The sequence below is a fragment of the Pontibacter sp. YIM B11418 genome (genome assembly GCF_059278805.1).
This window is the reverse complement of the sequence record NZ_JCAEMH010000002.1, coordinates 647,708-672,248: the sequence shown is the minus strand read 5'-3', so window position 1 is coordinate 672,248 and position 24,541 is coordinate 647,708. Positions and strand designations below refer to the sequence as shown.

27 protein-coding genes are annotated in these 24,541 nt (G+C 47.3%); 5 read left to right on the top strand and 22 right to left on the bottom strand.

All coding sequences use genetic code 11. The features are described 5' to 3' along the window. Positions 1 to 128: 128 nt before the first annotated feature. The 3 genes from AC4QZR_RS07375 to AC4QZR_RS07365 form a co-directional block, all read right to left on the bottom strand. Positions 129 to 1,784: a bifunctional metallophosphatase/5'-nucleotidase gene (locus AC4QZR_RS07375; RefSeq protein ID WP_494480315.1), complete on the bottom strand. Its 1,656-nt coding sequence runs from the start codon at positions 1,782 to 1,784 to the stop codon at positions 129 to 131. 4 nt (positions 1,785 to 1,788) lie between these two features. Beyond that, entirely contained in the window at positions 1,789 to 2,247 is a 459-nt protein-coding gene (locus AC4QZR_RS07370) for a DsrE family protein (protein ID WP_494480314.1), read from the bottom strand. 222 nt (positions 2,248 to 2,469) lie between these two features. Beyond that, positions 2,470 to 2,856 carry a hypothetical protein gene (locus AC4QZR_RS07365; protein ID WP_494480313.1) on the bottom strand — a complete coding sequence of 129 codons (387 nt, stop codon included), beginning with the start codon at positions 2,854 to 2,856 and terminating at the stop codon, positions 2,470 to 2,472. Between the two features lie 161 nt (positions 2,857 to 3,017). On the opposite strand from AC4QZR_RS07365, the gene AC4QZR_RS07360 reads away from it, so the two are divergent. The 4 genes from AC4QZR_RS07360 (at position 3,018) to AC4QZR_RS07345 (ending at position 7,548) form a co-directional block, all read left to right on the top strand. Continuing rightward, positions 3,018 to 3,410 carry a rhodanese-like domain-containing protein gene (locus AC4QZR_RS07360; RefSeq protein ID WP_494480312.1) on the top strand — a complete coding sequence of 131 codons (393 nt, stop codon included), beginning with the start codon at positions 3,018 to 3,020 and terminating at the stop codon, positions 3,408 to 3,410. A 3-nt stretch (positions 3,411 to 3,413) separates the two neighbouring features. Further along, positions 3,414 to 4,352: a YeiH family protein gene (locus tag AC4QZR_RS07355; protein ID WP_494480311.1), complete on the top strand. Its 939-nt coding sequence runs from the start codon at positions 3,414 to 3,416 to the stop codon at positions 4,350 to 4,352. Positions 4,353 to 4,451: 99 nt separating this feature from the next. Continuing rightward, the gene (locus AC4QZR_RS07350) at positions 4,452 to 5,900 is read left to right on the top strand and encodes a bifunctional metallophosphatase/5'-nucleotidase (RefSeq protein WP_494480310.1); all 1,449 of its coding nucleotides are present in this window, start codon (positions 4,452 to 4,454) and stop codon (positions 5,898 to 5,900) included. Positions 5,901 to 6,027: 127 nt separating this feature from the next. Then, positions 6,028 to 7,548 (top strand): bifunctional metallophosphatase/5'-nucleotidase, encoded by a 1,521-nt coding sequence (locus AC4QZR_RS07345; RefSeq protein WP_494480309.1) that lies wholly within the window; start codon positions 6,028 to 6,030, stop codon positions 7,546 to 7,548. A 74-nt stretch (positions 7,549 to 7,622) separates the two neighbouring features. Here AC4QZR_RS07345 and AC4QZR_RS07340 read toward each other — a convergent pair whose 3' ends face one another. The 19 genes from AC4QZR_RS07340 to AC4QZR_RS07250 form a co-directional block, all read right to left on the bottom strand. Further along, positions 7,623 to 8,069: a DsrE family protein gene (locus tag AC4QZR_RS07340; protein ID WP_494480308.1), complete on the bottom strand. Its 447-nt coding sequence runs from the start codon at positions 8,067 to 8,069 to the stop codon at positions 7,623 to 7,625. Between the two features lie 127 nt (positions 8,070 to 8,196). Then, positions 8,197 to 8,832 (bottom strand): TlpA family protein disulfide reductase, encoded by a 636-nt coding sequence (locus AC4QZR_RS07335; RefSeq protein ID WP_494480307.1) that lies wholly within the window; start codon positions 8,830 to 8,832, stop codon positions 8,197 to 8,199. A gap of 55 nt (positions 8,833 to 8,887) precedes the next feature. Further along, complete coding sequence (locus tag AC4QZR_RS07330; RefSeq protein ID WP_494480306.1) at positions 8,888 to 9,772, bottom strand: DoxX family membrane protein; 885 nt, start codon at positions 9,770 to 9,772, stop codon at positions 8,888 to 8,890. 144 nt (positions 9,773 to 9,916) lie between these two features. Beyond that, positions 9,917 to 10,279 carry a hypothetical protein gene (locus AC4QZR_RS07325; RefSeq protein ID WP_494480305.1) on the bottom strand — a complete coding sequence of 121 codons (363 nt, stop codon included), beginning with the start codon at positions 10,277 to 10,279 and terminating at the stop codon, positions 9,917 to 9,919. An 82-nt stretch (positions 10,280 to 10,361) separates the two neighbouring features. Then, positions 10,362 to 11,627: an MFS transporter gene (locus AC4QZR_RS07320; protein ID WP_494480304.1), complete on the bottom strand. Its 1,266-nt coding sequence runs from the start codon at positions 11,625 to 11,627 to the stop codon at positions 10,362 to 10,364. 100 nt (positions 11,628 to 11,727) lie between these two features. After that, positions 11,728 to 12,141 (bottom strand): DUF6691 family protein, encoded by a 414-nt coding sequence (locus tag AC4QZR_RS07315; protein WP_494480303.1) that lies wholly within the window; start codon positions 12,139 to 12,141, stop codon positions 11,728 to 11,730. 49 nt (positions 12,142 to 12,190) lie between these two features. Then, positions 12,191 to 12,748, bottom strand: a complete 558-nt coding sequence (locus tag AC4QZR_RS07310) for a YeeE/YedE family protein (protein ID WP_494480302.1) — start codon at positions 12,746 to 12,748, stop codon at positions 12,191 to 12,193. A gap of 80 nt (positions 12,749 to 12,828) precedes the next feature. Beyond that, positions 12,829 to 13,155: a rhodanese-like domain-containing protein gene (locus AC4QZR_RS07305; protein ID WP_494480301.1), complete on the bottom strand. Its 327-nt coding sequence runs from the start codon at positions 13,153 to 13,155 to the stop codon at positions 12,829 to 12,831. Between the two features lie 172 nt (positions 13,156 to 13,327). Continuing rightward, entirely contained in the window at positions 13,328 to 14,740 is a 1,413-nt protein-coding gene (locus AC4QZR_RS07300; protein ID WP_494480300.1) for an MBL fold metallo-hydrolase, read from the bottom strand. A gap of 127 nt (positions 14,741 to 14,867) precedes the next feature. Next, positions 14,868 to 15,731: a sulfite exporter TauE/SafE family protein gene (locus AC4QZR_RS07295; protein WP_494480299.1), complete on the bottom strand. Its 864-nt coding sequence runs from the start codon at positions 15,729 to 15,731 to the stop codon at positions 14,868 to 14,870. A gap of 154 nt (positions 15,732 to 15,885) precedes the next feature. After that, positions 15,886 to 16,533, bottom strand: coding sequence for a Crp/Fnr family transcriptional regulator (locus tag AC4QZR_RS07290; protein WP_494480298.1), 648 nt, complete (start codon positions 16,531 to 16,533; stop codon positions 15,886 to 15,888). A gap of 21 nt (positions 16,534 to 16,554) precedes the next feature. Further along, on the bottom strand, positions 16,555 to 16,794 hold the full coding sequence (locus tag AC4QZR_RS07285; RefSeq protein WP_494480297.1) for a hypothetical protein: 240 nt from the start codon (positions 16,792 to 16,794) through the stop codon (positions 16,555 to 16,557). Beyond that, entirely contained in the window at positions 16,791 to 17,780 is a 990-nt protein-coding gene (trxB, locus tag AC4QZR_RS07280) for a thioredoxin-disulfide reductase (RefSeq protein ID WP_494480296.1), read from the bottom strand. Before trxB ends, AC4QZR_RS07285 begins: the two co-directional genes overlap by 4 nt. 451 nt (positions 17,781 to 18,231) lie before the next feature. Beyond that, the gene (locus tag AC4QZR_RS07275) at positions 18,232 to 18,543 is read right to left on the bottom strand and encodes a rhodanese-like domain-containing protein (protein WP_494480295.1); all 312 of its coding nucleotides are present in this window, start codon (positions 18,541 to 18,543) and stop codon (positions 18,232 to 18,234) included. A gap of 58 nt (positions 18,544 to 18,601) precedes the next feature. After that, entirely contained in the window at positions 18,602 to 19,945 is a 1,344-nt protein-coding gene (locus tag AC4QZR_RS07270; protein ID WP_494480294.1) for an MBL fold metallo-hydrolase, read from the bottom strand. Positions 19,946 to 20,119: 174 nt separating this feature from the next. Continuing rightward, a complete protein-coding gene (locus tag AC4QZR_RS07265; RefSeq protein WP_494480293.1) occupies positions 20,120 to 21,517 on the bottom strand; it encodes a porin in 1,398 nt (465 codons plus the stop codon). A 56-nt stretch (positions 21,518 to 21,573) separates the two neighbouring features. Next, complete coding sequence (locus AC4QZR_RS07260) at positions 21,574 to 22,416, bottom strand: universal stress protein (protein WP_494480292.1); 843 nt, start codon at positions 22,414 to 22,416, stop codon at positions 21,574 to 21,576. Between the two features lie 53 nt (positions 22,417 to 22,469). Then, complete coding sequence (locus AC4QZR_RS07255; protein WP_494480291.1) at positions 22,470 to 23,075, bottom strand: class I SAM-dependent methyltransferase; 606 nt, start codon at positions 23,073 to 23,075, stop codon at positions 22,470 to 22,472. A gap of 163 nt (positions 23,076 to 23,238) precedes the next feature. Next, positions 23,239 to 23,625 (bottom strand): DUF302 domain-containing protein, encoded by a 387-nt coding sequence (locus tag AC4QZR_RS07250; RefSeq protein ID WP_494480290.1) that lies wholly within the window; start codon positions 23,623 to 23,625, stop codon positions 23,239 to 23,241. Positions 23,626 to 24,053: 428 nt separating this feature from the next. Between AC4QZR_RS07250 and AC4QZR_RS07245 the strand changes: the two genes are divergently transcribed. Then, positions 24,054 to 24,536 (top strand): DUF2243 domain-containing protein, encoded by a 483-nt coding sequence (locus AC4QZR_RS07245; RefSeq protein WP_494480289.1) that lies wholly within the window; start codon positions 24,054 to 24,056, stop codon positions 24,534 to 24,536. The last annotated feature ends 5 nt before the right edge of the window (positions 24,537 to 24,541 follow it).

Sequence of the window (24,541 nt, the reverse complement as noted above, 5' to 3'; positions counted from 1 at the left end):
CTATCGTATAGCCGTATCATAATATGTGATAAATGTCACATAGACAGTAGTTTTTTGGTGAATTTTCACCAAAAAAAAGAGCAGGAAGCATCAGCTCCCTGCTCTAACAAACACACTAAACTATTTGCTTATCTGAAAACGTAGTCCACGTTTGGCAACTGCGACAGCACAGGCGATTCCAGGTCAAGCACCTTGGCTCTTCCGTCAATTTTAGGAGATACCGTACCATTCTTTTTCAGGTACTCTTCCATCACATCGTGCACCGTATAATCCAGTACTTTTGGATCTTTAGCGTTCGGCATGCGGCACAGCACATGGTCAGGCTCACCGGTTCTGCGGCAGGCAGCCATAGTGTATTCTTTCTTCAGGTCGAGGGGTTTGCCACCTACCGTAATAGACTGCACGCGCTCTCCTTTAGGGGCATTGGCTTTAAAGGTAAGTTCCATCCCTGAGAAACGGATAACCCAACCCCCGAAGCGCTCCAGGGGCTTTTCCGCAAACACATTGTGCAGTTCCTGCTCCATCCAGTCTTTTATTTGCTGGCCGGTAGCCTTTCCTGTTTTCACGTTCTCATTCACAGGCAGCATGTTCCAGATGTCGCTATAGGTAATAGGTGCTTTACCAGATGCATCCGGTACGATCGGCGTTCCGAAACGGAAGCCATTTGAAATGGCAATGTCAGTACCCGTCTTCCAGCGAACCGCGTCGGTGATCATGTTGTCCAGGGCATTTTCCACCACTAAGTAACGGTAGAGCGGTTCCGTGGTATAGCCCAGCACTCTTTCCATCTGCTCTTTGTAGGGGGCCATCTGCTCGTCCACTATTTTTTGCACGATTGGGTCTGCCGGATATTTCTTTGGGTCTACATCAATCAGTTCGTAGTTCTGGTCTACTATTTTACCGTCTTTCACCTGTAGGTCCAGACGACCAACGAAGGAACCGAATCCGCCCGGCTCTACTACCTGTGCATACTTGCGCTTCAGCGGCTTTCTGATTCTCTCGTGCGTATCGTTGCCCAACACAAAGTCCACGCCTTCAATCTCAGGCTGATCAGCCAGGTATATCTGCTTGGAAATGCCTAGGTGCGTAACCAGGAACAGTATGTCCACGTCTTTTTCTTCTTTCAGCTCTTTGATAAGCGGTTGCAGGTTGTCCTCTAGCCCTTTAAAAACAAGGCCTTTGCTGAATACCGGGTTTTGGCGTACAGGCACTTCCGGGTCGTTGTAGGAGATAAAACCTAGCTTCACACCTTTCATATCTTTAATGATGTAAGGGGGGTAAAGCATGGCTGAAGTAGACTCATCGTAGATGTTGGCGCATACTACAGGCTTGCCATATGAGGCCAGTATGCTGCGCATCTTCTGGCTTCCGAAAATTACTTCCCAGTTGCCTGGAATCAGGAAGTCATAGTCCATCGCTTTGATGACAGGAGCAATGGCATCACCTTCCGACATAGCGGCCACGGCGCTACCCTGTATCAGGTCACCGCCGTCAACGATCACGGTGCCTTCCGGGTTTTCCGCTTTTACCTGCTTAAAGAGTGTCTGGATATGGGCCATACCGCCACGCTCTTTAAACACAAACTCCCCGTTTTCCACGAACATCTCCTGGTGGGGCATCAGCTGCCCATGGATGTCAGCTGTCTGTAAGATGGTAATGGTTTCAACGCCATTGGTGTTTGCTGTTGTTTCTCCCTGCTCCGTTGTTTGGCAGGAGGTCATCCAGATACCTGCAAGCGGAAGAGCAGTGAGTAATGTCTTTTTAAATAGGTTAATCATGTTCATGTTGTTAAGGTTGGATAACAAGGTATTCTTTAGCCTGCAGCTGGTATAACCGGATATAACCGTTAGAAATCACGGTCGCAGCTTTTGGCAGGGTTTTCTTATCTATCTGGTGTCTGTCCAGCGCAATTTGGCAAACAGTCACGCGGAAGGCCCCGTCTGTCTTTTCTTGGATGAACTTTCCTAATTCCTGTTCTGCCGTTATGTTTTTTACAGCGTTTCCAATGGCAATTACTTCGAAGTGCTGCACCGGTACACCAGAGTTTTTAAGCTGCTGATAGGTCTCCCAAGCACCTTTTAGATGCCTTTCTTCTTTGGCTAAGAAGGCATAGGTTCTGTGCTGTTGCAAGTCAGCCTTTTCTGTAGCAGTAAGCGGGGGAAGACTTTGGGCAAAGCTTTTACCGCTCGTTAGCCACATAAGCAAAAGCACAAGGAGAGAAAGCGCGGATAGTTGATTCAACTTCATATCATTTGAGTAAGTAGGATAATAGTATCGTATGGCGGAAAGCCTGCCGTATGGCTTTATCTCGCCATCGCATCATCTAAGGTTGTGGAAGGTTACTGCATGCCAATGCAAGGCTTGCGCAGATCCTCTCGAGCAGGTATGTTTTCTGAATAAAGGAAGGAAACGACATGCTATAGAGTTGACTCCCCGAAAGGAACGGGGCAGTAATCCAATTGGAAAAATCTAGCTAAGCCGGGGCGGGTCAGGCTCCAAAAATTTACTGGGGGAGTAGTAGCTTATCTGATTGAACCCGGATTTTTGGTATGCCAGGTATAGGGGTATAAACACAAAGGCATCAGCGGCTGCCGTACTAATCAATTTTACAGAGCAATGGATTTCAACAGCCCCTTCTTTCTGCCCGTTTTGATTATCCGGTGCTTTGTTTAGCAGTTGCTTTAAATAGATGGCATTCTCAGCCGATGCCACTAACTGCTTTTGAGCTTCTTTCCTCAGACAAACCTTCTTAATAGACAATCCCGCACGGTCTCCTGGCACGAAGCTGATGATGGTCAACGTCGAAAGATGTAGGATTAACATCAAAAGGGCCCATATGCGCAAGTAGTGTTTCAAGTACAGGTGTTTAAGTTTTACAACTCAGTTCTGCGATGATATTTTACAAAACAAGCGAAAGCGCATGAGCTTCACTGTGACATTTGTCACATAGGTTCAGGATGCAATGTGTGTACTTGCAAACTATCGACTTGTTAAAAGCTAAAAATAGAACGATGCCTATGAACTATGTAGTAAAACTAATTGCCTTCCTGCTGCTTTTTGGATTTAGCAGTTGTCGGCAGGAAACAGGTAGTACAAACGTAAACTTAAATGCAACCGAAGTTAAGCAGCTTCTTGCGTCTGATCAGGGCATGGTAGTGCTGGATGTACGCACACCATCTGAGTTTCAGGACGGCCACCTGGAAGGCGCGGTCAACATAGACTACACTTCGCCGGATTTTGAACAGGAAATTGCCAAACTGGATACAGCTGCCACCTACCTGCTGTACTGTAAATCCGGGAACAGAAGTAGTAAAGCTACAGCAGTCATGAAGGAGCATAATTTCAATCACATCTATAATGCAACTGTAGGATTTGACGCGCTCAAATCAGCAGGGATACAAACAAAATAAACCGTGGAGATTACAAGTAGAAGATACATTCAACTGGGCTTTTTCTGGCTCATACTGTTGCTGATCGTAGCAACTAACCTGATCAGTGCACCGCTTGCTCTGTTCTCAGGTATCATATTAGGCCTTGTTTTCGGTAATCCTTATCCTACAAGGCTGAGCAAGGTAACCAAGTATGCGCTGCAGGCATCAGTAGTAGGGTTGGGTTTCGGCATTAACCTCTATCAGGTAGCTGAAACCGGCTTGACAGGCTTCTTTTATACGGCCATCTCACTTATTGCCACAATGGTAGTCGGTTTACTCCTGGCAAAACTTTTTGGCGTGGAGAAAAAGCTGAATCACCTTATATCGGCGGGTACGGCTATTTGTGGGGGAAGCGCCATTGCAGCAGTTGCTCCGGCCATCAAAGCATCAGAAAAGGAAATCTCCGTAGCACTGGGTGTGGTGTTCATCTTAAACGCGCTAGCCTTGTTTGTTTTCCCGTTCATTGGCAATCAGCTGCAATTATCACAGGAACAGTTCGGGATTTGGGCTGCTATTGCCATACATGATACCAGTTCCGTCGTTGGGGCTGCCACGGAGTTCGGTGAAAAAGCTCTCGAAATTGCCACTACGCTTAAACTTACACGGGCGCTGTGGATACTCCCGATGGTACTGATCACAGGCTTTCTGTTTAAGTCTGAAGGCAAAGCAAACTTCCCGAAGTTCATACTCTTCTTCCTGGTAGCATCCCTGTTCAGCACTTTTCTGAGTGGCCTGAGTGAAGTGTATAATTGGCTGACCATACTGGCCAGAAAAGGCTTGGTTATCAGTTTGTTTTTAACTGGTGCAGGCATCAGCATGTCGCTGCTCAGAACCATCAGTATCAGGCCATTCCTGCAAGGAGTAGTACTTTGGCTGGTGGTGGCCACAGGTTCTCTGCTGGCAGTCTACTATGTGGTTTAACAGATTAGCAGGAGTATTTAATCCCGTCTATTTTAAAACACTAAACTCAAGGGCGACACAGCTAGTTAAACTTAGTTGAATAGCCTTACCTCCTCAACTATGCAAAAACAAATGAACTTCACCATTCTTCAGCTCAACGATACCCATGCCTACCTGGAGCCACACCAGGAGATGTTCTGGGAGGGTGGTACAACGAAATACCGTGGAGCAGGGGGCTTCGCTAAAGTAGCAGGGTACTTAAAGCAACTCCGCTATGAAAACCAGGATGCGGTGCTGGCACTGGATTGTGGAGACACGTTTCATGGCACCTATCCGGCTGTTGCTTCGAAAGGGGAAGTGATGGTACCTGTGTTGAACGAACTTGGCCTGGCCGCCATGACGGCCCATTGGGAATTTGCCTATGGTCCGGATCAGTTTAAGAAGATCACAGCGCAGCTGAACTATCCCATGCTAGCCATCAACATTTACGATAAGCAAACCGAGGAGCTGGTATACAAGCCCTATGTGGTACAGGAGGTGAACGGGGTAAGAGTAGGCGTGATTGGGATAGCCTGTAACATCGTCGATAAGACCATGCCACCCCATTTCAGTGAAGGCATTTACTTTACACTGGGTAACGAAGAGCTTCCCGGCTACATTCAAAAGCTAAGGCAGGAAGAAATGGTTGATTTAATTGTTCTGATTTCTCACCTCGGCTTCCCGCAAAACATGAAGCTGCTTTCAGAAGTTGAAGGCGTGGATGTCTGTCTGAGTAGCCACACCCATTACCGCACCTCTGAAGCTGTAAGGCAGGGGCAGACGATTGTGATGGAGTCCGGTTGTCATGGTTCCTTCCTGGGCAGGCTGGACTTGACCATTGAGAACGGCAAAATCTCCAAATATAAACATGAGCTGGTAGAAGTCTCAACCCAATTACCTGACGACGCTCACATGCAGGAGCTGGTTCAGCAAGCTGTTCAGCCTTACAAAAAAGAGCTAAGCCAGAAAGTGGGGGAGACGGCTACGGTGCTGGACCGGAATAATATCCTGGAATCTACCATGGATAATTTCCTGCTGCAAAGTATGCTGCACGCAACAGAAGCAGAACTGGCTTTTTCGAACGGCTGGCGTTACGGAGCGCCTATTGTGCCTGGGTCTGTTACCCTGAACGACCTGTACAACATCATTCCCATGAATCCGCTTATACAAACGGTGGAACTGACTGGGCAGGAACTGCAAGACATGCTGGAAGAGAATCTGGAGAAAACGTTTTCGCCGGACCCCTACGCACAGCAAGGTGGCTTTGTAAAACGGTGTATGGGATTAAGGGCCTTTATAAAAATAGAAGCACCCAAAGGCACCCGTATCCAAAAGCTTTTCGTGAACGACGAAGAACTGGACTTACAGCGAACTTATAAGGCTTCTTTCGTGACGGAGCAGGGTGTGCCTTCAGCGTATGGTACCAACCGCGCCGACGCAGGTATAAAGGCTATCGAAGCTATGAAGCAATACCTGGATAATCACTCACCTGTCCGTGCTGACCTGCTTGGCACTTTCATGGCTGTATAAAACTCATCAATCAATCTATAATATTATGAAGTTAAGTATGCGATCCGGTATCCCATTTATGATGGCGCCACTTATACTTGCCGGCGCCTGTACAAATTCAAAACCGTCAGCAACGGCTGCAAGCGAAATGACAGGAAAAGAACAGAAATCGATCAGCATTTTGCACACCAATGACATGCACGGCTCTTACATGCCTTTCCTGACGACTACGGATAATGCTACTGCCCAAACCGGTGACGCTGGTCGTGACACGCTTATCACATTCGATAAAGCAGCCAGGATAGGGGGCTTTGCGTATCTGGCCAGCGCTGTTAAAAAAGTACGAAAAGAGAAAGGTACTGATAATGTGTTGCTGGTTGACGGGGGCGATACCTTTAGTGACGATCAACTGGGCAACCTGACCAAAGGAGAAGCCATGATCCGCTTCATGAATGCCGTGAACTATGATTTGATGGCACTCGGTAACCATGATTTTGACTATGGTTTGAAGCGCACGCGGGAACTGGAGCAAATGGCAGCCTTCCCGATGCGGGCAGCCAATATTACAGATGACAACACGCAACAACCCGTTTTCGGAACGCCTTATATCATCAAAGAAAAGAATGGAGTAAAGGTGGCGATTCTGGCGCTTGGCTACCGCAACACACCTAAAACCGGTAACCCAGACAACGTGAAAGGACTCAGTTTTAAGGTGGGGCAGGAAGTCGCACAAACTTATGTGCCGGAACTTCGGAAAAAAGCCGACATAGTGGTGGTGCTTTCGCATGAAGGGACGGCGGTGGATTATAAAATGGCCCGTGAAGTAGCAGGTATAGATTTGATCATAGGCGCCCATAGCCACGACATACTCGAGCCAGGAAAGAAGATAGGGCAGACCTATGTGGTGCAGGCGATGTCTGACGCAGCGGTTCTGGGCGAAACAGAACTAGTAGTCATGGACCAACAACTGATTGATGTGAAAACGCATCATCATTGGCTTTGGAACGAGCAGGTGCAGCCTGATGCAGCCATGCAGGCGTTGATAGACCAGCAGCGCAAACCACACTTGGATAAGCTGCAAGAACATGTGGTGGAAAGCAAGGCAACTATCGGGCGTCAGTATAAATCTGAAAGCCCGTTTGATAAGCTGGTAGGCAATCTGCTGCTTGAAGGATTTAAAGGGGATGTGGCCATCATGCCGGGAGTGGGTTATGGTATCTCTATCAAGCCAGGTCCTGTGACAAGTGAAGAAGTATACAAGCTGTTGCCACACCCCTCCAGGATTGTGACCTTAACTATGACGGGTCAGCAACTAAAGCAGACACTGGAGCAGGCAGCCAAAAACCTAAAGCCGGCTAACAAACTGGAAGCGGTGGGTGGTCTTATTCAGACAGCTGGCATTCGCTATGAAATGGACCTTACCAAGCCAGACGGACAACGAATCAGCAAGGTCCAAATCAAAAACCAGCCTATAAATGACACTCAAAACTATAAGGTTGTCACGCACAACGGCTTACTCACCGGATTGCACAACTTCGATGAGATAGGCAAGGGGCAAAACATCAACAGAACAGCGCAACCATTAACCGACTTCATCATGCAGCAATTAAAGGAGATGAAGACAGTAGACATGCCAGCTAATATGGGCGAAGTGACCATCAAACGCTAAGTATAGTTGCACACCAAATAAAAACCCCGTAATCGATTGACTACGGGGTTTTTTTTATGAGGTACTGCCTAAGTTTAAAACTTAATATAGCTCCAACCTTCCTCCTGTTTAGTTACGATTTCACCAATCCCCATGGGTACGGTAGGTGTGTTCGGCAGCAGTTGGCTCTTTTCTACTTTAGCTCTTTTCATCGTATTCTCGCAAGCGGCAAAAACTACTCCTTTGGCCTGTAGTTCTTTTATGGTGTTGGTTTGGGTTGATTTTCCGGTAACCAGGAGGTTGAGTGCCTTGCCGTGTACCACCACTTCAATTTGTGCATCGGGCCAGCCGCGCTTGATGTTGTTGAGTTGTCTTATCAGGCCGGCATGCATGGTAGTGTCAGCTACCGACAGATCGTATACAATCTTGCGTTGCGAAGTTTGTTCCGTTTTTTTAGCCTGTGACTTTGTTTGTGCCTGGGCCATGGATATAGGCGCTACCAGCGTAGCCACCAGCACCAGCATAATCAGTTTCAGTTTCATAATTTGCTTGTTTAAGTGTAAGATTAGCTAAATTCTATAGGTTGGAAGAATAACTCTTGTAAGGCATCCTGTTGCAAGCCATACGTATAGTTTACGAGAAGTGAACTATACGTATGGTTTGCAGGCATTACTTTTTCACCATCCCCTGCAGGAACTCCACCACTTCAGGTGTATTGTAATCGGCCATACCTTCCTGCTTGGCTACAATCTTGCCTTCCGGCGAGATGATAAAAGTAGTAGGGATGGCATTCGAGTAAAACTCTTGCGGGAACTGGCTAGCCGGCATGTACACTGGGAACGTGTAGTCTTTCTTATCGACGAACTTCTTCACTTTCTCTATGCCGCCTTCATCTACCGACAGCATCACAAAGGCAATTTTATCAGAGTCTACCTTGTCATATAGCTTCTGGATGTTAGGCATCTCCGCGATACAAGGCGGGCACCAGGTAGCCCAGATGTTCAGGAATACCACCTTCCCCTTCAGGCTTTCAAAGGCTATTTGCTTGCCTTGCAGATCTACCATTTGAAAGCCTGCTCCGGCCATTTCTGAATTGGCTACTGCAGCCGCATCTACAACTGCAGTAGCATCTGGGTTCTGTAATGTTTCCGGCACGTCCGCATTTTTGATGCCCGTAGCCAGTAGTACGCGCTGTACCTGGCCAATAGCCTCGGTATGTAGACCGGTCAGGTATAAAAATCCAAAAACGACTAGCATCACCGCCCAGCCGGGTATGTCTTTTATCGAAAATTTCTTCTTATTCATAAAGTTATTTCATTAATGTAGCTAAGTTAGCCCAATCTTTCAGGATACTATGTGACTAAAGTTCCACAGTCGTATAGCCTTTTTGCTTAAGGTCAAACATATAGGTCAGGCCATTCGGCGTGACTTCCACACCATCCACCAGATCCGCAGCAGAAATATTGAACTGCTTCAGCGACATGCCGCAAAGCATGTACGTAACCCCGGCAGCTCTGCCTTTTGCTATCTCTGCAGCCATCGTACCATCCTTTTTGAAGGCTTCTACCGACTTTCCGCATGCCATCACCACAAAGGCTTCACGTTTATACTTGCTGTCTTTAGTAATCGTCTCTGCCGTATTCACGGCTGCTTTCAGGTGGTTTGGCTGGCTAATGAGCACGGCAAATTTAGTGTTAGTAGCAGATACAGTTGTAGCTTGCTGTGTGGTATTTTGAGCACTTGTCGTGGCGCAGGAACCAAGTAGTACCATCAGCCCAATAGCTACGATAGTTACATACCCATGCTTTTGTGCAGGTATCGTCATGATTTTCTTTTTCTGCTCCAGGAGCGTGTCTACACTATAGTACAGCGCACCATTTATGATAAAGAAAATGAGCAGACCAATCAGCGCCACGTTCTTGAACAAAGGCCCATAATCTCCGCTGCCTACCTGCACGGTCAGCGTAATCGGGATAAGGATGGCCAGCAGACCAAAAGCGGCCAGTTTTGTTTTAAAGCCTGTCAGCAGCATAAAGCCACCTACCAGCAGGCCAATGCCTGAGAGTAGAATCAACGTTTCAGCTGGCGCTATCCAAGTGGCCAGGTGTGCAAACGGCGCGTTTTCTAACCGGGCAGCTGCACCGGCAGTTTTCATAAAGTGGCTTACACCCGCCATGATGAAAATCAGGCTGCCCAAGCTACGCAGCACAAGGAATGATATTTTTTGTTTTGGAGTGGTTTCCATGAGTTGTGATTTTTCTTAAAATAACTTTTTAGATAAAGTATAAGCATACCTAAAGCTAATCTCTTTTTGGGGAGGGATAGGTATACCAGCACCAACTGTACCTGCGATCAGTTAAGCTGATGCATTAAATCAATCAAGGGTATTTTAAGAAAGCCGGGGCGGCTCAGGATCATATTCAAGTACAGGAGAAAGGTGCTTCCGAACCAGTCGAAGCATGAAATCGTGCTGTGGTGAAGAGGGGGAAAGAGGTTCTGAAGGCAGCTCATTTACGACAGCATACACCTGCTGGCTGCAATCTGAAGCTATACCTGCTGCGTTGTTTTGTTGATTGGGGTGCGTCTGGTGTTTGAGGCATTTTTTGGCACAAGGTTTATTACCAAAACGCTTGCTGTATTGACAGTCTTTTTTCAGCGCCGTCCGCTGTGCAAAGCTGCGTATACTACCGTTCTTCTGCATTGCGAAGAGCAGTAACGTAAGGCTTAAAAATAACAGCAGGTAGTTTTTCATTTTTTTATGCGTTACAATATCTGTCTAGAAAGAAATGTGAACAGAAGTCATTGTTGCTCGATCTTTACTTTAAAGGTTACGTTTAGGTAGCTTTCAAAAAGCTGGTGCTACATTCCTTACTATGCCACAGCAGTTTCCTGGTGCAGCACATCCTGTACTCTGATAGTAATCCAGCACCGACGGTAAGGAAGGCGGTGCCAATTATAACAGCTTCCAGCCCGAACAAATCGCCAAATATACCAGCAGCAACCGCACCGGCAACGTAGCCAAAATCACGCCAGAACCGGAAGATACCCAGGCTTTCTGGCCGCTGGTTTGGGTGCGTGTTCTCGGCTACCACCGATAAAAAGTTAGGATATACCAAGGCCGTGCCTGCACCCAATAGGATGAGCGCAGCAACCAGAATAGGATAAGAGCCGGCAAATAAAAGCAGGCCTATCGCCACTCCCTGCAGCATCATGCCCATACTCAGCAACTGCTTTTTACAGAGTACATCCCCCAATTTGCCAGTTACCAGCTGGCCCAGTCCCCATACCACCGGGTAAATGCCGGCCAGTAAGCCTGTTTCGGTCAGGGAGTATCCCTTCGTACTTAACAGCACTGGCAACAATCCCCATAGGATACCATCGTTCAGGTTATTCACAAAACTGTTCAGCGTAACAGAACCTAAATTTCCATGCCGCCAGGTGGTGTCTGTCCAGATGTGTTGTAGGAGCGGGATATTGGTCTGCTTCGTTTCGGTCTGTACATGGCTGTGCGTATCCCGCACCAGGAACACGGTCAGCAGCAAACCAATAATAGAGAAAGCAATACCCGGAACAAAAGCATAGGTAACTTCGCCGGTTGTAGAGGCGATATAGCCTGCCAGGAACGCTACCAAACCGACAGCCAGGTAACCGGCAAACTCGTTGATGCCCATGGCCAGGCCTCGGTTTTTTTCACCCACCAGGTCTATTTTCATCACCACCGTGGCGGACCAGGCCAGACCCTGGTTTATACCCAGCAACAGGTTGGCGAAAATCACCCACCACCAGTTGTTGGCGTAAAGCAGGAGCCAGGGCACCGGCAACGCGAAAAGCCAGCCAATCAGAAGCAGCTGACGGCGCGTATATTTTTTGGCCAGCTTGCCCATCGCTAGGTTAGCTGCGGACTTAGCAAGACCAAACGCCACGATAAACGATAAAAGCGCGGTGTGTCCGTTAATACCGAAAACTGTTTCGGCAAACTCCGGAATCACAGAGCGTTCTAGTCCCACCATCGCTCCAACAAAGCCGTTCACGAGCACCAGCAGCCAAAACTGCCTAGCATTTTCCCGTAAACCAAGTTGTGTTTCCGATGGTTGTGTCATGTTACCAATATAGTTTGTATGCCTATTTTTACTATGCAGGAAAGCCACCAGTTACAATACCGGTGACTCTCACAACACACTCAACTTTTAGCCAAATTTCTTAATGCGGTAGTCTGTCTTTAATAGCACCGTAGAGGTAAGTACCGGCAAGAGCACCCACTACTGCTATCAGGATAGACCAATACTGGAAGCCGATGTTTACGAACATAGGACCCGGGCAAGCTCCGGTTAATGCCCAGCCCAAGCCGAAGATCGTGCCCCCGATCAGATAGCGCGGAATAGACATTTCCTTCGGTGTAAAGACAATTGGGTTGCCCTGATAATCGCGCAGTTTGAATTTTTTGATAACATACGTAATGATGATACCCAGTACTACAGCCGTACCAATAATGCCATACATATGGAAAGACTGAAAGCGGAACATCTCTTGGATACGGAACCACGATATGGCTTCTGATTTACTCATCACGACACCGAAAAGTATTCCGGCAATTATAAATTTTAATCCTCTCACAGTATAAATCTCTTTGTTTAGTTAATGACAATGCTTCGTATTGCTTCCTTTAAAATATCAGGGGCATCAATACCCATGTGGTGAACAGACCACCAATAAAGAAGCCGATCACAGCAATGAGCGATGGCAACTGCATGTTAGAAATTCCGCTGATGGCGTGGCCCGATGTACAGCCACCTGCATAGCGTGCTCCGAATCCAACGGCAAATCCACCCAGTAGCAGAATCAGGAAGCCTTTAAGTGAAAAAGCACTCTCCAGGCTAAAAATTTCCTCAGGCTGCATGCCATCCGGCGCTGCAATACCCAATGCACTTAAATCCTGTATGGTTGCCTGTGAGATCTGTACCGCCTCGCCGTTTGATAAAAACTCTGAAGCGATAAAACCACCGATGATAGCACCTACCAGGAACAACAGATTCCAAGTCTGGGTACGCCAGTCAAAATCAAAGAACTTGACCGACTTACCGGCACCGCAGGCGGAGCAAATGGTGCGCAGGTTGGATGAGAAGCCGAATGACTTCCCGAAGAACAGCAGGATCAACATCACGGAGGCAATGACTATACCTGATGTATACCAAGGCCAAGGCTGACTCAAAAATTCTAACATTTCTTACTCGTTTAGTTTAGGTTCAGTGGATAGGGCGGAAGCCGGTTATAGGTTTCCCACATTCTCATTTTTATACTTTGTTATCTTGGCCAGGCACCGATACCGCCGGCCAGGTTATGCGCTTTAAAGCCTTCCTTGTTCATGATGTCGCAGGCAGAACCACTGCGGTTTCCGCTGCGGCAGAACACGAAATACTCCTTGTTCTTGTCCATCGTTTTGAGCGCCTGTTGGAACTGTGAAGATGTCACATCCAGGTTTTTGGCCCCTTTGATAGAGCCTGAGGCAAACTCACCGGCTGTTCTTACATCCAGCAGCTCCGCTTTGGCTGCGTTCTGGAACCTGGCTCTGAAAGTTGACCCATCCAGGTTCTCGTAGTTCTTGGGCTTTGATCCGAATATGTTAAACATGGCTCTTAATCTTTTAAATGCGTGTTGAAATTATGTAATAGTACAAAGGTCGGGATATTAGCATCCTTTGTCTGTGACTTTGGTCACGTAGGGAAGTGAAAACCTCTTAAACTCAAAGGCTGGCGCAGTATCACACTACGCCAGCGCTTCAAGTGTCTTGAACTATAAGAAATTACTTCAGCGTGCTCGGGCAGACAAAAGCTGTTTTAGGCACAGAGGTCTCAGCAATAGCCTTAAAGCCTCCTTCCACGTTAACGACATTCTCATAACCTCTTGCCTTTAGGATGGAGGCTGCGATCATGGAGCGGTAGCCGCCAGCGCAGTGCAGATACATGGTGTCTTCTTTCTGCAGTTCAGCTAAGTGTTCGTTCAGGTAATCCAACGGGGCACTTTGTGCTGTCTCCACGTGTTCTGCCTGGAACTCACCTGGCTTGCGTACGTCCACCACCTTGATGGTATTGTCCTGCTCGAACTGCTTGGCAAATGTCTCTGCAGCTATTGAGTTGATAGTATCTACTTCTTTACCGGCCGCTTTCCAGGCATTCACACCACCGTTCAGGTAACCGATCGTATAATCGTAGCCTACGCGGGCCAGCCTCGTCACTACTTCCTCTTCACGGCCCGATTCCGTTACCAGTAATATTTGCTGCTTGATGTCCGGTATCAGCGTTCCAACCCAGGGAGCAAAGTTGCCATCGATCCCGATGTTGATGGCGTTCGGGATGAAACCAGCTGCGAATGTTTCCGGACTACGCGTATCCAGTACCAAGGCACCTGTTTCGTTGGCCGCTGCTTCAAATGCTTCCGGCGAAAGAGCCTGCAGACCTTGCTCCAGTACGTTTTCAATGTTATCGTAGCCTTCCTTGTTCATCTGCACGTTCAGGGGGAAATAGCTTGGCGGCGGTGTTAAGCCATCTGTCACTTCTTTGATGAACTCTTCTTTGGTCATATCGGCACGAAGGGCATAGTTGGTCTTCTTCTGGTTACCCAGCGTATCGCTTGTCTCTTTGCTCATGTTCTTACCACAAGCCGATCCTGCTCCATGAGCCGGGTATACAATCACATCTTCCGTCAAGTTCATAATCTTGTTGCGCAGCGAGTCGTACAGGTGCCCTGCTAGTTGGTCCTGTGTTAAGTCAGATTTAGCGGCAAGGTCCGGACGTCCCACATCACCGATAAACAATGTATCGCCAGAGAAGAGCGCGTAATCTTTCCCGTTCTCGTCTATCAGCAGGTAGGTGGTAGACTCCATCGTATGGCCCGGGGTGTGGAGCACTTTTATAGTGACATCACCCACTTTCAATTCTTCACCGTCTTTTGCGATGTAAGCGTCATAGGTAGTCTTGGCATTCGGTCCGAAAACGATCGTAGCACCAGAGGCCTTGGCCAGGTCAACGTGACCTGAGACAAAGTCGGCGTGGAAGTGTGTCTCCAGTACATACTTGATGGTAGCGTTATCTTTCTCCGCTTTTTCCAGGTATGGTTTTACCTCCCGCAGCGGATCAATGATGGCGGCTTCGCCCTTGCTTTCGATGTAGTAAGCGCCTTGTGCCAGGCAACCGGTATAGATCTGTTCTACTCTCATGGTAGCTGATGTTTATAGATTTTGTTTTTTAGTTTCTTAGTACTGTTGTCACCCTTTTACCTTGATGACATTACAAATTTCGGAATAAGAATAGCCCTTGTCTGTGACTTTGGTCACGCAGTCAGGCTTATGCAAAAAATATTTCTTTGATGATGATGTAGACACCCATCACGAGCACAAACCAACCAAAAGAAGTCTTCAGTTTATCGGCGTGGATCTTAGTAGACAGGTAAGTGCCAATGAAGATGCCGGCAATAGAAATGGTGGAGAAAATGCCCAGAAAAAGCCAGTCGATCTCATAGTTGAATACATCCCCGATAAAGCCGAACAGCGATTTAACAGCGATGATAAGCAGCGACGTGCCCACGGCCATTTTCATATCCAGCTTACTGAAAAGTACCAGCGCCGGGATAATTAGGAAGCCACCGCCTGCACCAACAAGACCAGTAAGCGTACCTACCACCAAGCCTTCAGCCAGAATGCCACCATAGTTGAACTTTGGTTTCGGGTGCTTTTCAGCAGGATCGGTATGCTCTACATCCAGTTCAGTATCAATGTTCTCATCTACCACATCAGCGGGTTCTGCCGGTGCTTCTTTTTTCTTTTTGATCATAGAGATCGAAGCAAACACCATCAGACCGGCAAACAGGAGCATCAGCAATACGCCTTTGGTTACCGCCAAGTCACCTACCGTGAACAGGTTTTCTGGTATGGCTGGCACCAGGTAGCGTCGTGTCAGGTACACGGCCACAATGGAAGGTATACCAAACACGACAGCCGTCTTCATGCTGACCAGTCCTTTCTGGTAGAACTTGTAAGAGCCCACCAAACTGGTGAGGCCCACTATAAACAGGGAGTAAGCAGTTGAGATAACAGGGCTCAGGCCCAGCAAATAAACCAGCACCGGTACGGTGAGAATAGAGCCGCCTCCACCAATCAGGCCCAAAGACAGGCCGATGAGCATGGCTGCGATGTATCCGAGTATTTCCATTTCTTAACGTTTTATCTTGATTTCTGATACAAAGGTAGGGTGGTGCAGGAGGGAGTACAGTGACTGTTGTCACACAGGAATCTTTGCTGTAAATTTTAAAAGCAAAAGGCGACCTGATAAATCCTCAGGTCGCCTTTTGCTTTTGTCTTTCCGTTTAGACTATATCCAGGTCATGTACTTCTATGTAATTTCGATGTAGCGTGATTGCACCGGTTTGCTCTAACTTTTTCAGGAGCCTGGAAATTACCTCCCGGGAACTGCTGAGCTCGTTTGCAATCTGCTGGTGCGATAGTTTTACTTCATTTCCGCTTACTTTTATATGGCGTCGCAGGTAAAAAATAAGTCGCTCGTCTAAGGCTTTGAAAGCCACGCTATCCAGTGTTTGCAGGAGCTCCTCAAAGCGTTGGCGATACGAAGCAATCACGAAGTTGTGCCAGGTTTTATACTTGGCCAGCCACAGTTCTGACAGGTGAGATGGTATTAGGATAATCTCGGACTCATCCACTGCTTTTGCCATGATCTGGCTCTGTTCGTTGCGGGCGGTACATATCATGGAAAGGGCGCAGGCATTCCCGGGTTCCAGGTAATACATCAAAAACTCATTGCCTTCTTCGTCTTCGCGGTACACTTTCAGCAGACCCTTAGAAAGCAGCACAGTTGATTTAATGTACTGGCCGGTGCGCAGTGCTTCTTCACCTTCTTCCAGGTGCTTAAAGGTGCTTTGTGTCAGTATCTCTTCCAGCAGGGGCTGCTCTAACTGTGAGAACTTCTGCAGTAACGCTTCTTTATCAAGACTTTCCATATTTTATCCTTTACGTTGTCCCTATTCAATAGGTCCGGTGGTATCTTTTTTGTTTTGTTTAGGCAGGGGCACGCTACAGCCTGATGGCCCGCAACAGCCTGTATTCGTAAGCGCCTGCCCGAAAAGCAAAATGGCGAATGCACCAACCAGCATATCGCTTGTCGCGATCGCCTGTACCAGCAACGCTATACCTAGCGCCAGACGAATCCAGCGGGCCAGGTGCCAGCCAGTCAGCAGTTGATACTTTAAAGTCTTTATCATGCCTTTTCAGATAAGCTGAGCGTTGTATTCTGATCCTGTTCTATTGCATGCGCTGGCTCCAACGCTGCCAGATAACGTTCCGCATCAAGCGCCGCCATACAGCCTGATCCAGCTGCCGTTACAGCCTGGCGGTACGTAAAGTCCTGTACGTCGCCACAGGCAAACACCCCGTCGATGTTGGTTTTGGAACTGCCTGGAATCGTACGGATGTACCCGTTCTCATCAAGGTTCAGGTAATCAGCAAAAATATCAGAGTTAGGTTTATGGCCAATGGCGACGAAGAATCCTTTCAAAGGTATCTCCCGCATCTCGTTAGTGAGTACGTTTCTGACTCTGATTCCTTCCACAGCATGCTCGCCCATGATGTCATCTGTTACTGTATTCCAGAGGATCTCAATGTTGCGTGTCTTCTTTACACGTTCCTGCATGATGGTGGAGGCACGCATCTCGTCGCGACGAACGATCATGTATACTTTGTTTGCCAGGTTGGCCAAATAGGTGGCCTCTTCAGCGGCCGTATCGCCGGCGCCCACTATAGCCACATCCTGTCCCCGGTAGAAGAAACCATCACATACGGCGCATGCCGATACGCCACTACCATTCAGGCGCGCTTCTGATTCCAGGCCTAGCCATTTGGCGGATGCTCCGGTGGAGATAATAACAGCTTCGGCTTCTATTACTTTTTGGTCGTCTATCGTTACTTGATGGGGTTTAGAAGAGAAATCGACAGCAGTAGCGATGCCATAGCGCACATCCGTGCCAAAGCGCTCTGCCTGTCGCTTAAAATCCTCCATCATCTGAGGACCATTAATGCCGTCCGGGTAGCCGGGGTAATTTTCCACGTCGTTTGTGATGGTAAGCTGACCACCGGGCTGTAGGCCCTGATACAATACAGGGTTAAGGCCGGCTCTGGAGGCATAAATAGCAGCAGTATACCCGGCTGGGCCGGAGCCAATTATCAAAACTTTTAACTTTTCTTTTTCCATTGTAAATAGGTTTCTCTTAGCTAATGACAGTATATTTTACCGTCTTATAGCCTGTACAGATTTATCATATAAAGCTTCCATTCAATAAGGGAGCAGGAAGCTGTCTTGCTTTACAAAGGAAGCATTTTACTTAGCACTCGTCAGTGATTTTAGTCACATAGGATAGCAGTGAAGCCCGTAATGCTCCAGTGGAAGGACTGGCTTACATACACCTACTGCCAGCACTTCATGAGCACAGGCAGTAGGTGTATAGTCTTACTGTTTTCTGTAAGTCTAAGTAAACCTCCTGGAAACTAAAGCTCCCACAACAGTGCCGTATAGGGTGCTATTAAAAGGACTGGAGCTGATGGCACAACTACCGTCACACCCGTAGAAAGCATAGAAAAGATAGCCCAGTACACCGCCAGCCAACATGCTTAGCATTAGCCTGGAGCTTGCATTGATTTTTAACTTATTCAGTTTCATAAGGCCAGTTACCGATGCCACCACTCAGGTTATACAGTTTTGTAAAACCTTGTCCCGTCATATAGTTGCAGGCCTGGGCACTTCTATTGCCTGATCTGCAGTATAGTACATACGGCTTGTCTTTATCCAGCGCATTCACTTTTTGCGGGAACTGGGCGTCCATCAGGTCTATTACCTGCGCGCCCGGTATTTTGCCCTGGCTTACCTCCATGGGAGTGCGAACATCCACCACAACGGCATCAGGCTGCTTTTCACGAAGCTTTTTAAGCTCTTCTCCGGAAATATCTTTATAGTTCATGATTGTTGTTATAGTTAAGATAAGCAGGAGACCCTTATTTAGGATCTCCTGCTTTAGGTTAATTATTCTTAAGCTCTGTGACAGCTTCGCTCATGTCCAGCACCTTTACATCAGGCAGGGCTGACTCCACAATGCTGCTACCCGCTGCAGAGCGGTAACCGCCAGCGCAATGTACTACCACCGGTTTGTTGGTAGGAATCTCCTCTACTCTTTCGCGTAGTTCCGGTAACGGAATATGGATGGCCTTATCGAAGAACTTACCAGATTTTACTTCTGAGCCGTTTCGTATGTCCACGATGGTATAGTCTTCTTTGTTGGCTTCAAAAGATGATCTGTCAAATTTATCGCTCGTCTCACCAGCCTGCTGATCGTATACAAAAGCACCTTTTATCAGCAGCTCATAGCCGATCTTAGAAGCCTTCGAGATCAGCTCATTCAGTTGCTCTTCGCTTTCACCGATCAGGTAATAGCTTTCGTTAGGACCAACGATAGATCCCAGCCAGGTCTCAAATTTGCCACCGTTCTGTATGTTGATGGCGCCTTTGTAGTGTCCTTGCTTAAATATTTTTTCGCTGCGGGCATCTACTATCACAGCACCGGCTTCCGGCTTGTAGTTCTTCTCCAGTTTAGCGACACCTTCCACGCTTGGATTATAGTCAGGCGCGCCCTGCTTGTTCAGGCTCACATCGTAGCCAAAATATTTTGGGATAAAGGGCTGGTCTTCTGTCAATACTTTTACAAACTCGTCTTCGCTCATAGGCTTCAGGGCATAGTTTCCCAGCTTCTCATCACCGATGGTACTGCTGTTGGCATCGCTCAGGCCTTTACCGCAAAGCGAGCCTGCCCCGTGTGCTGGATACACAACCACATCATCGGCCAGCTTCATCAGCATTTCGCGGGTGCTGTGGTACATCTGGCGTGCCAGTTCTTCGCGCTTGGCAGTTACGTTACCTGCGCTCTCACGCAAATCTGGGCGGCCCACATCACCAATGAACAGCGTATCGCCTGTGAATACTGCTTTATCTTTACCCTCGTGTTCCAGTACGATACTAATGCCATCAGGGGAGTGGCCAGGTGTATGCAGCGATTTTAGCTTTAGTTCTCCTAGTTGAAGGGTTGCGCCTTCATCAAAGGTTTCGTGCGGGTAGTCAGCACCTACCAGGCTATGTGTGTAGATAGTGGCCCCGGTTTTCTGGTGTATCTCCAGGTGCGAGCTCACAAAATCGGCGTGCGGGTGCGTTTCTATCACCCCAACAATTTTGGCGTCGTGCTCTTTGGCATAGTCGTAGTATGGCTGCGGATCGCGGGCCGGGTCGATCAGGATTACTTCCTTTGCGCTCTCGCTCAGGATAGCGTATGCATAGTGGGCTAAGCCCTTGTCTTCAAACTGTTTAATTTTCATAGGTTCTCTATTATTTTATAGTTGAACTAAATTCTGATACAAAATTAAAGTATACGATACCTAGGTTCAGTGATGTTTGTCACACAACTAATGATACCTTATTAGCTTCTGATTCGATATGCATGGTAAGCGTACTACCTGCTATATGTAGCTGTAACTTATGCTCGAATAGCCTTAGAAGTTAAGTTGCGTTACAAAGTTCAGATTATGAAAGTTGGTGTTGTAGTACATGGCTTCGAGCGGCACATCTGTTCCTGGCGACGTTCTGCCCACATAAAGCAACCGAAAACTCAGTCCTTTCAGCACTGGTTTTGCAGGGCTATAATTTATGTCGGCTAACCAGCCAATGTAAGGGATGGCTCTATACTTGTTGTGCTTATAGTTCTCACGGTCCGGCATCCAGGTTTTGGAAGCAGCTGCTTCTATCGTTAGCCTGTCTGACCAGCGTTTTTTTACTTTCGCAACAAGTAAATCTGATTTGCCTGTACCTTCGATTCTGCCCCTGGAGAGGGTGGCGAAGAACTGCTCACGGCCCCATTCACGCGGAAACAGGAAGCGCCCATCACCATCTATGTGCAGGTAATTAAGTGATGTGTTCCAGCTTCCGGGCTCGTATGCTAACTGACCACCTACCAGCCATTGTTGCTGATCCGGGAAATAGGTATGTGCTTCTTCCGGGCTGCCCCCAATGCCTACTTGCATTTGGTAAATCCCTTCTATACCTGCTTTCACCTGCGGTATTATTTCTATAGTTGTCCGGCCATAGCTGGTGTTCGATACATTCTCGATCCAGTAGTTCCATATTTCTGAGTTAAAGCCGTGATGGGATTGATCTGAGTTAAGCTGTAGACCAGTTACGGCAACACCTTTGGTTTTAGTATGGTGGGCATAACCGGATCGATTGCCTTGTATATCAAATCCTGCAGGAAAAGTACCGATAGACTCACCCGCTTTAAACCATTCTACTGTACTTCTGGGTGAGAAGTGATCAAACCAGGCAAGTGTCAGTAGCGCTTTTTCCTGTACTGGAAAGTGAAAACTGATACCCTGAAAGGAGTAAGGCTTCATGCGGGTGTCCTGCGGGTTCATCAGGGGTGAAGTAAAGCTGAACCGACCAGCTTTTGCGTGCAGCCAATCTGTTTTGTACTCCAGGTATAGTTCGTCCAGGCGGTCCAGGTCGGCTTTGTTTTCCGGATCCTCCACATCAAAAAGCTCCAGCTCCAGCTTAGGGTGTTTGCCTGTTACAGGGTCCTGGTGTGCCATGCCCGACGAGAATAGGTTATAGGTAAACAATCCGGCAAACCCTAGTCTGAAACCATGGAAGGGAGCTGTCTTATAGGCTATTTCTGCACCAATGGCATTGGCATAGTTATCAGAGAGTTCTTTGTGGTTCCAAGTAGCCATAAAGTAATTCCGTACATGCCCGTGCACATTGCCTTTTTTGAAGAGTTCCTGTACGCTGTTTACCTGTACAGTATCCGGTTGATGAGTTTCGTGGTGTGTTTGGGCAGAAGCTGTGCCCCAACCAATACTGGCAGCCAGCATAGCCACCAGGGTAAATCTGTTACGCATTTTGTTTGGTGTAAAAAAGATGTGCAGCCTGAGCTGCACATAGAAGAGAAAGGTTGTTAGTTAAGATGATAGGTCATCAAAGGGCGGATGCAATGGTTCACCAGCGTTTCAGCGACACTACCATACAACAGATGGCTTATGCCTTTTCTAGCATGGGTGCCAATCAGCACCAGATCCATTTCTGATACTTCGTTAAAGCTGCGTACACCGGCCGGTACTTTGTAGTTGTGATGCAGGTGCAGTTCATAGTTTTGCAAGTTCAGTTGCTCCGCAAACACTTGCATGTTGTGCTTCAGTTGCTGGGCTTTGGCTTCATCTTCTTCATCTACGATCTCCAACAAGTGTAACTTCGCATGAAATAGCTGCTGCAGCATTTTGATAATCGCTACACTTTCCTCCGGTTGCTTCTCAGCTTCAAAGTCTGCTACCCACAGCAGATTTTGAATAGGGGTAATGGCCGCACTTTTATGGATGGTGATGACCGGAATATTGGTATACCTAACCACATGTTGCGCTTCTGAACCTGATACTTTTTCAAGCCAGCCATCAGCGCCGTCTGTACCCATGATCACCAAATCAATGTTTTTATTATTGGCATAGGTAGCGAGCGTTGTGGTTAAACCACCGAACAACACTTCGCTGGTAAAACTGAAATCAACATGTTGTTTCAGCTCTGTAAACATCTGCTCAGCCAGTTGCTGCTTTTGCTTTAGCTTACCTTTGTTCAGTGCTTCCGATGCATCTACAGAACCAGCCCATTCAGCGGAATTTACCTCTATGACATGCACCAAGTGCGTATTGATGGGCGTTTTGTCCATCAGGAAAGCCAGAAACTCGATCGCTCTGTAAGACACCGGCGTGAAATCTACCGGCACCATGATGTCTAATTTGTCTTTCATTTGAGTAGTGGCTGTCAGCCTTTATGTTTTAGTTTTTTTCTTTTTATGTTCACTTATTTATTTGCCTTCTTTTTAGCAACCATTCTGGTTACATAGCCTGCACCGCTGTGGTAGGCGCCTTCATGCAACTGTATGTCCAATTCCTGTAGTAACTTGATATCAAGCAGACTGAAGTCATCCTGTAGCAATTCGGCGGTATAGAGCATACTTTCATCTTTTGGTCCGCCGGAGCTATAGCTCAACTGATTTGGGTGGAAAGCTTCCAGTATCATAGTGCCACCGGGTTTGAGCCAGCTGATCACCTTCTGGTGCAGTTGCTGGCGCAGCGCAGGCGGAAAGTGGGCATAGATAAGCGCTACCGCATCCTGGCTCTCAGGCTCACAGTTAAAGTTCAATGCATCGGTTATTTGATAGTTTATAGTTACGCCACGCTGTTCTGCCAGTACCATGGCCTTTTTGTGACCTGCTTCACTGAAATCAAATGCTGTTACCTGCCAGCCTTTCAGAGCCGCATAGACTGCATTCCTGCCTTCGCCTTCAGCTGGCAACAATAGTTTTCCGGGCCGCATCTGCTGTAGTTGCTCCCTGAAGAACTCGTTCGGTTCAGCACCGTATACCATCTGTTCCTGGCTGTAGCGGTCGTTCCAGAAGTCTTTCATAGTCATGCTTTTTAAGTTGATTGATACAAAGATGGTATTTGACCTGTCCTGGTTCAGTGACATTGGTTACACAAGCCATTATTTTTAAATGACAAGCAGCCAGGTAATAAAAAAGACTGCACTTTTCAGCACAGCCTTTTTATAATTTATAGTTGAGTAATCGCTACAACTTGTTAATGGCAGTTTTCAGCTTTTGGCTTACTTCTTCTGCTAAAGAAGAAAGGTTCGGGTTATCTACGGCAGCCATAGTCTCCATCGGGTTGATAGCGGTAACTTCCACCTCGCCATTTTCATGTTCCTGCAGCAGTACATTGCAAGGCAACATCACACCGATGTTTGGCTCCTGCTGTATGGCCTGATGTGCCAGTTTGGGGTTACAGGCACCTAGTATCTTATAGTTCCTGAAATCAACTTGCAGTTTCTCTTTAAACTTCTCCTTCAGGTCTATTTCACTAATTACGCCAAAGCCTTCCTCTTGGAGGGCTTCCTTTACCTTGGTGGTGGCATCCTCAAAGGAACCGTTTATTTTCTTAATTAAGTGGTAACTCATAGCTTTTAGTTTCTTGTAGTGCTTAATCGTTTGTGTTTGTTATAAGTTGTTGATGTCACATCATAAGCATGACAATGCCCTGCAGAGCTCGTAAGCGAAAATATGGTTGCAGGCAACCTCGGGCTATGGCTGCTGGTTCTTTCACTGTTTTGGTGGCAATAAGCGCTGCTGCGTCCGCTGCCAGTGCCGACCGTTCAATGCGGTCTGTTGCTCCTATGGTGTACATCATAGCTCTATAAGCATAGTGGTGCTGGTTGTCAGCAATGGCTATTTCATAAACGCAGTGCTTCCAAGAGTGTTCCAGTCAAATGAGATTATTGCACACAGGTAAGCACCAGTACTTTATGCTTGGGAAGGGAAAATTTGAGCAGAACAACACATTTTACCCCGCGTAGTACGGTATTAGTATTGTTCACCAATTTATGTAGATGAACCAGCAAGCAGCGCAACATTTCAAACGACGGTCAATGCAGGCGGCGGCACTTGTAGGAGTAGGCATTATGGCAGCAGTGGATGAGATCATATTCCATCAGATACTCTCATGGCATCACTTCTACGATAGGTCTACTCTCAAGGTAGGGCTGATGGCAGACGGATTGCTTCATTCGGCAGAACTGATTGCCATTGTAGCCGGTTTCTTTATGCTTATGGACTTGAGAAAAAACAGAAGCCTGATTATCCTAAGAGCATGGGCTGGTTTCTTTCTGGGGTTAGGCGCTTTTCAGTTATTCGATGGGATTATTGACCACAAGGTATTGCGGTTGCACCAGATACGATACGTCGAGAACCTGTTGCCCTACGACATCACCTGGAATACAGCAGGTTTGATCCTATTGTTAATCGGCTTCTATTTACTAAAGAAGGCTAGAGACAAAGAGATTCAAAATCAGGAAAGCGTTGATCAGCCCTAACAAAT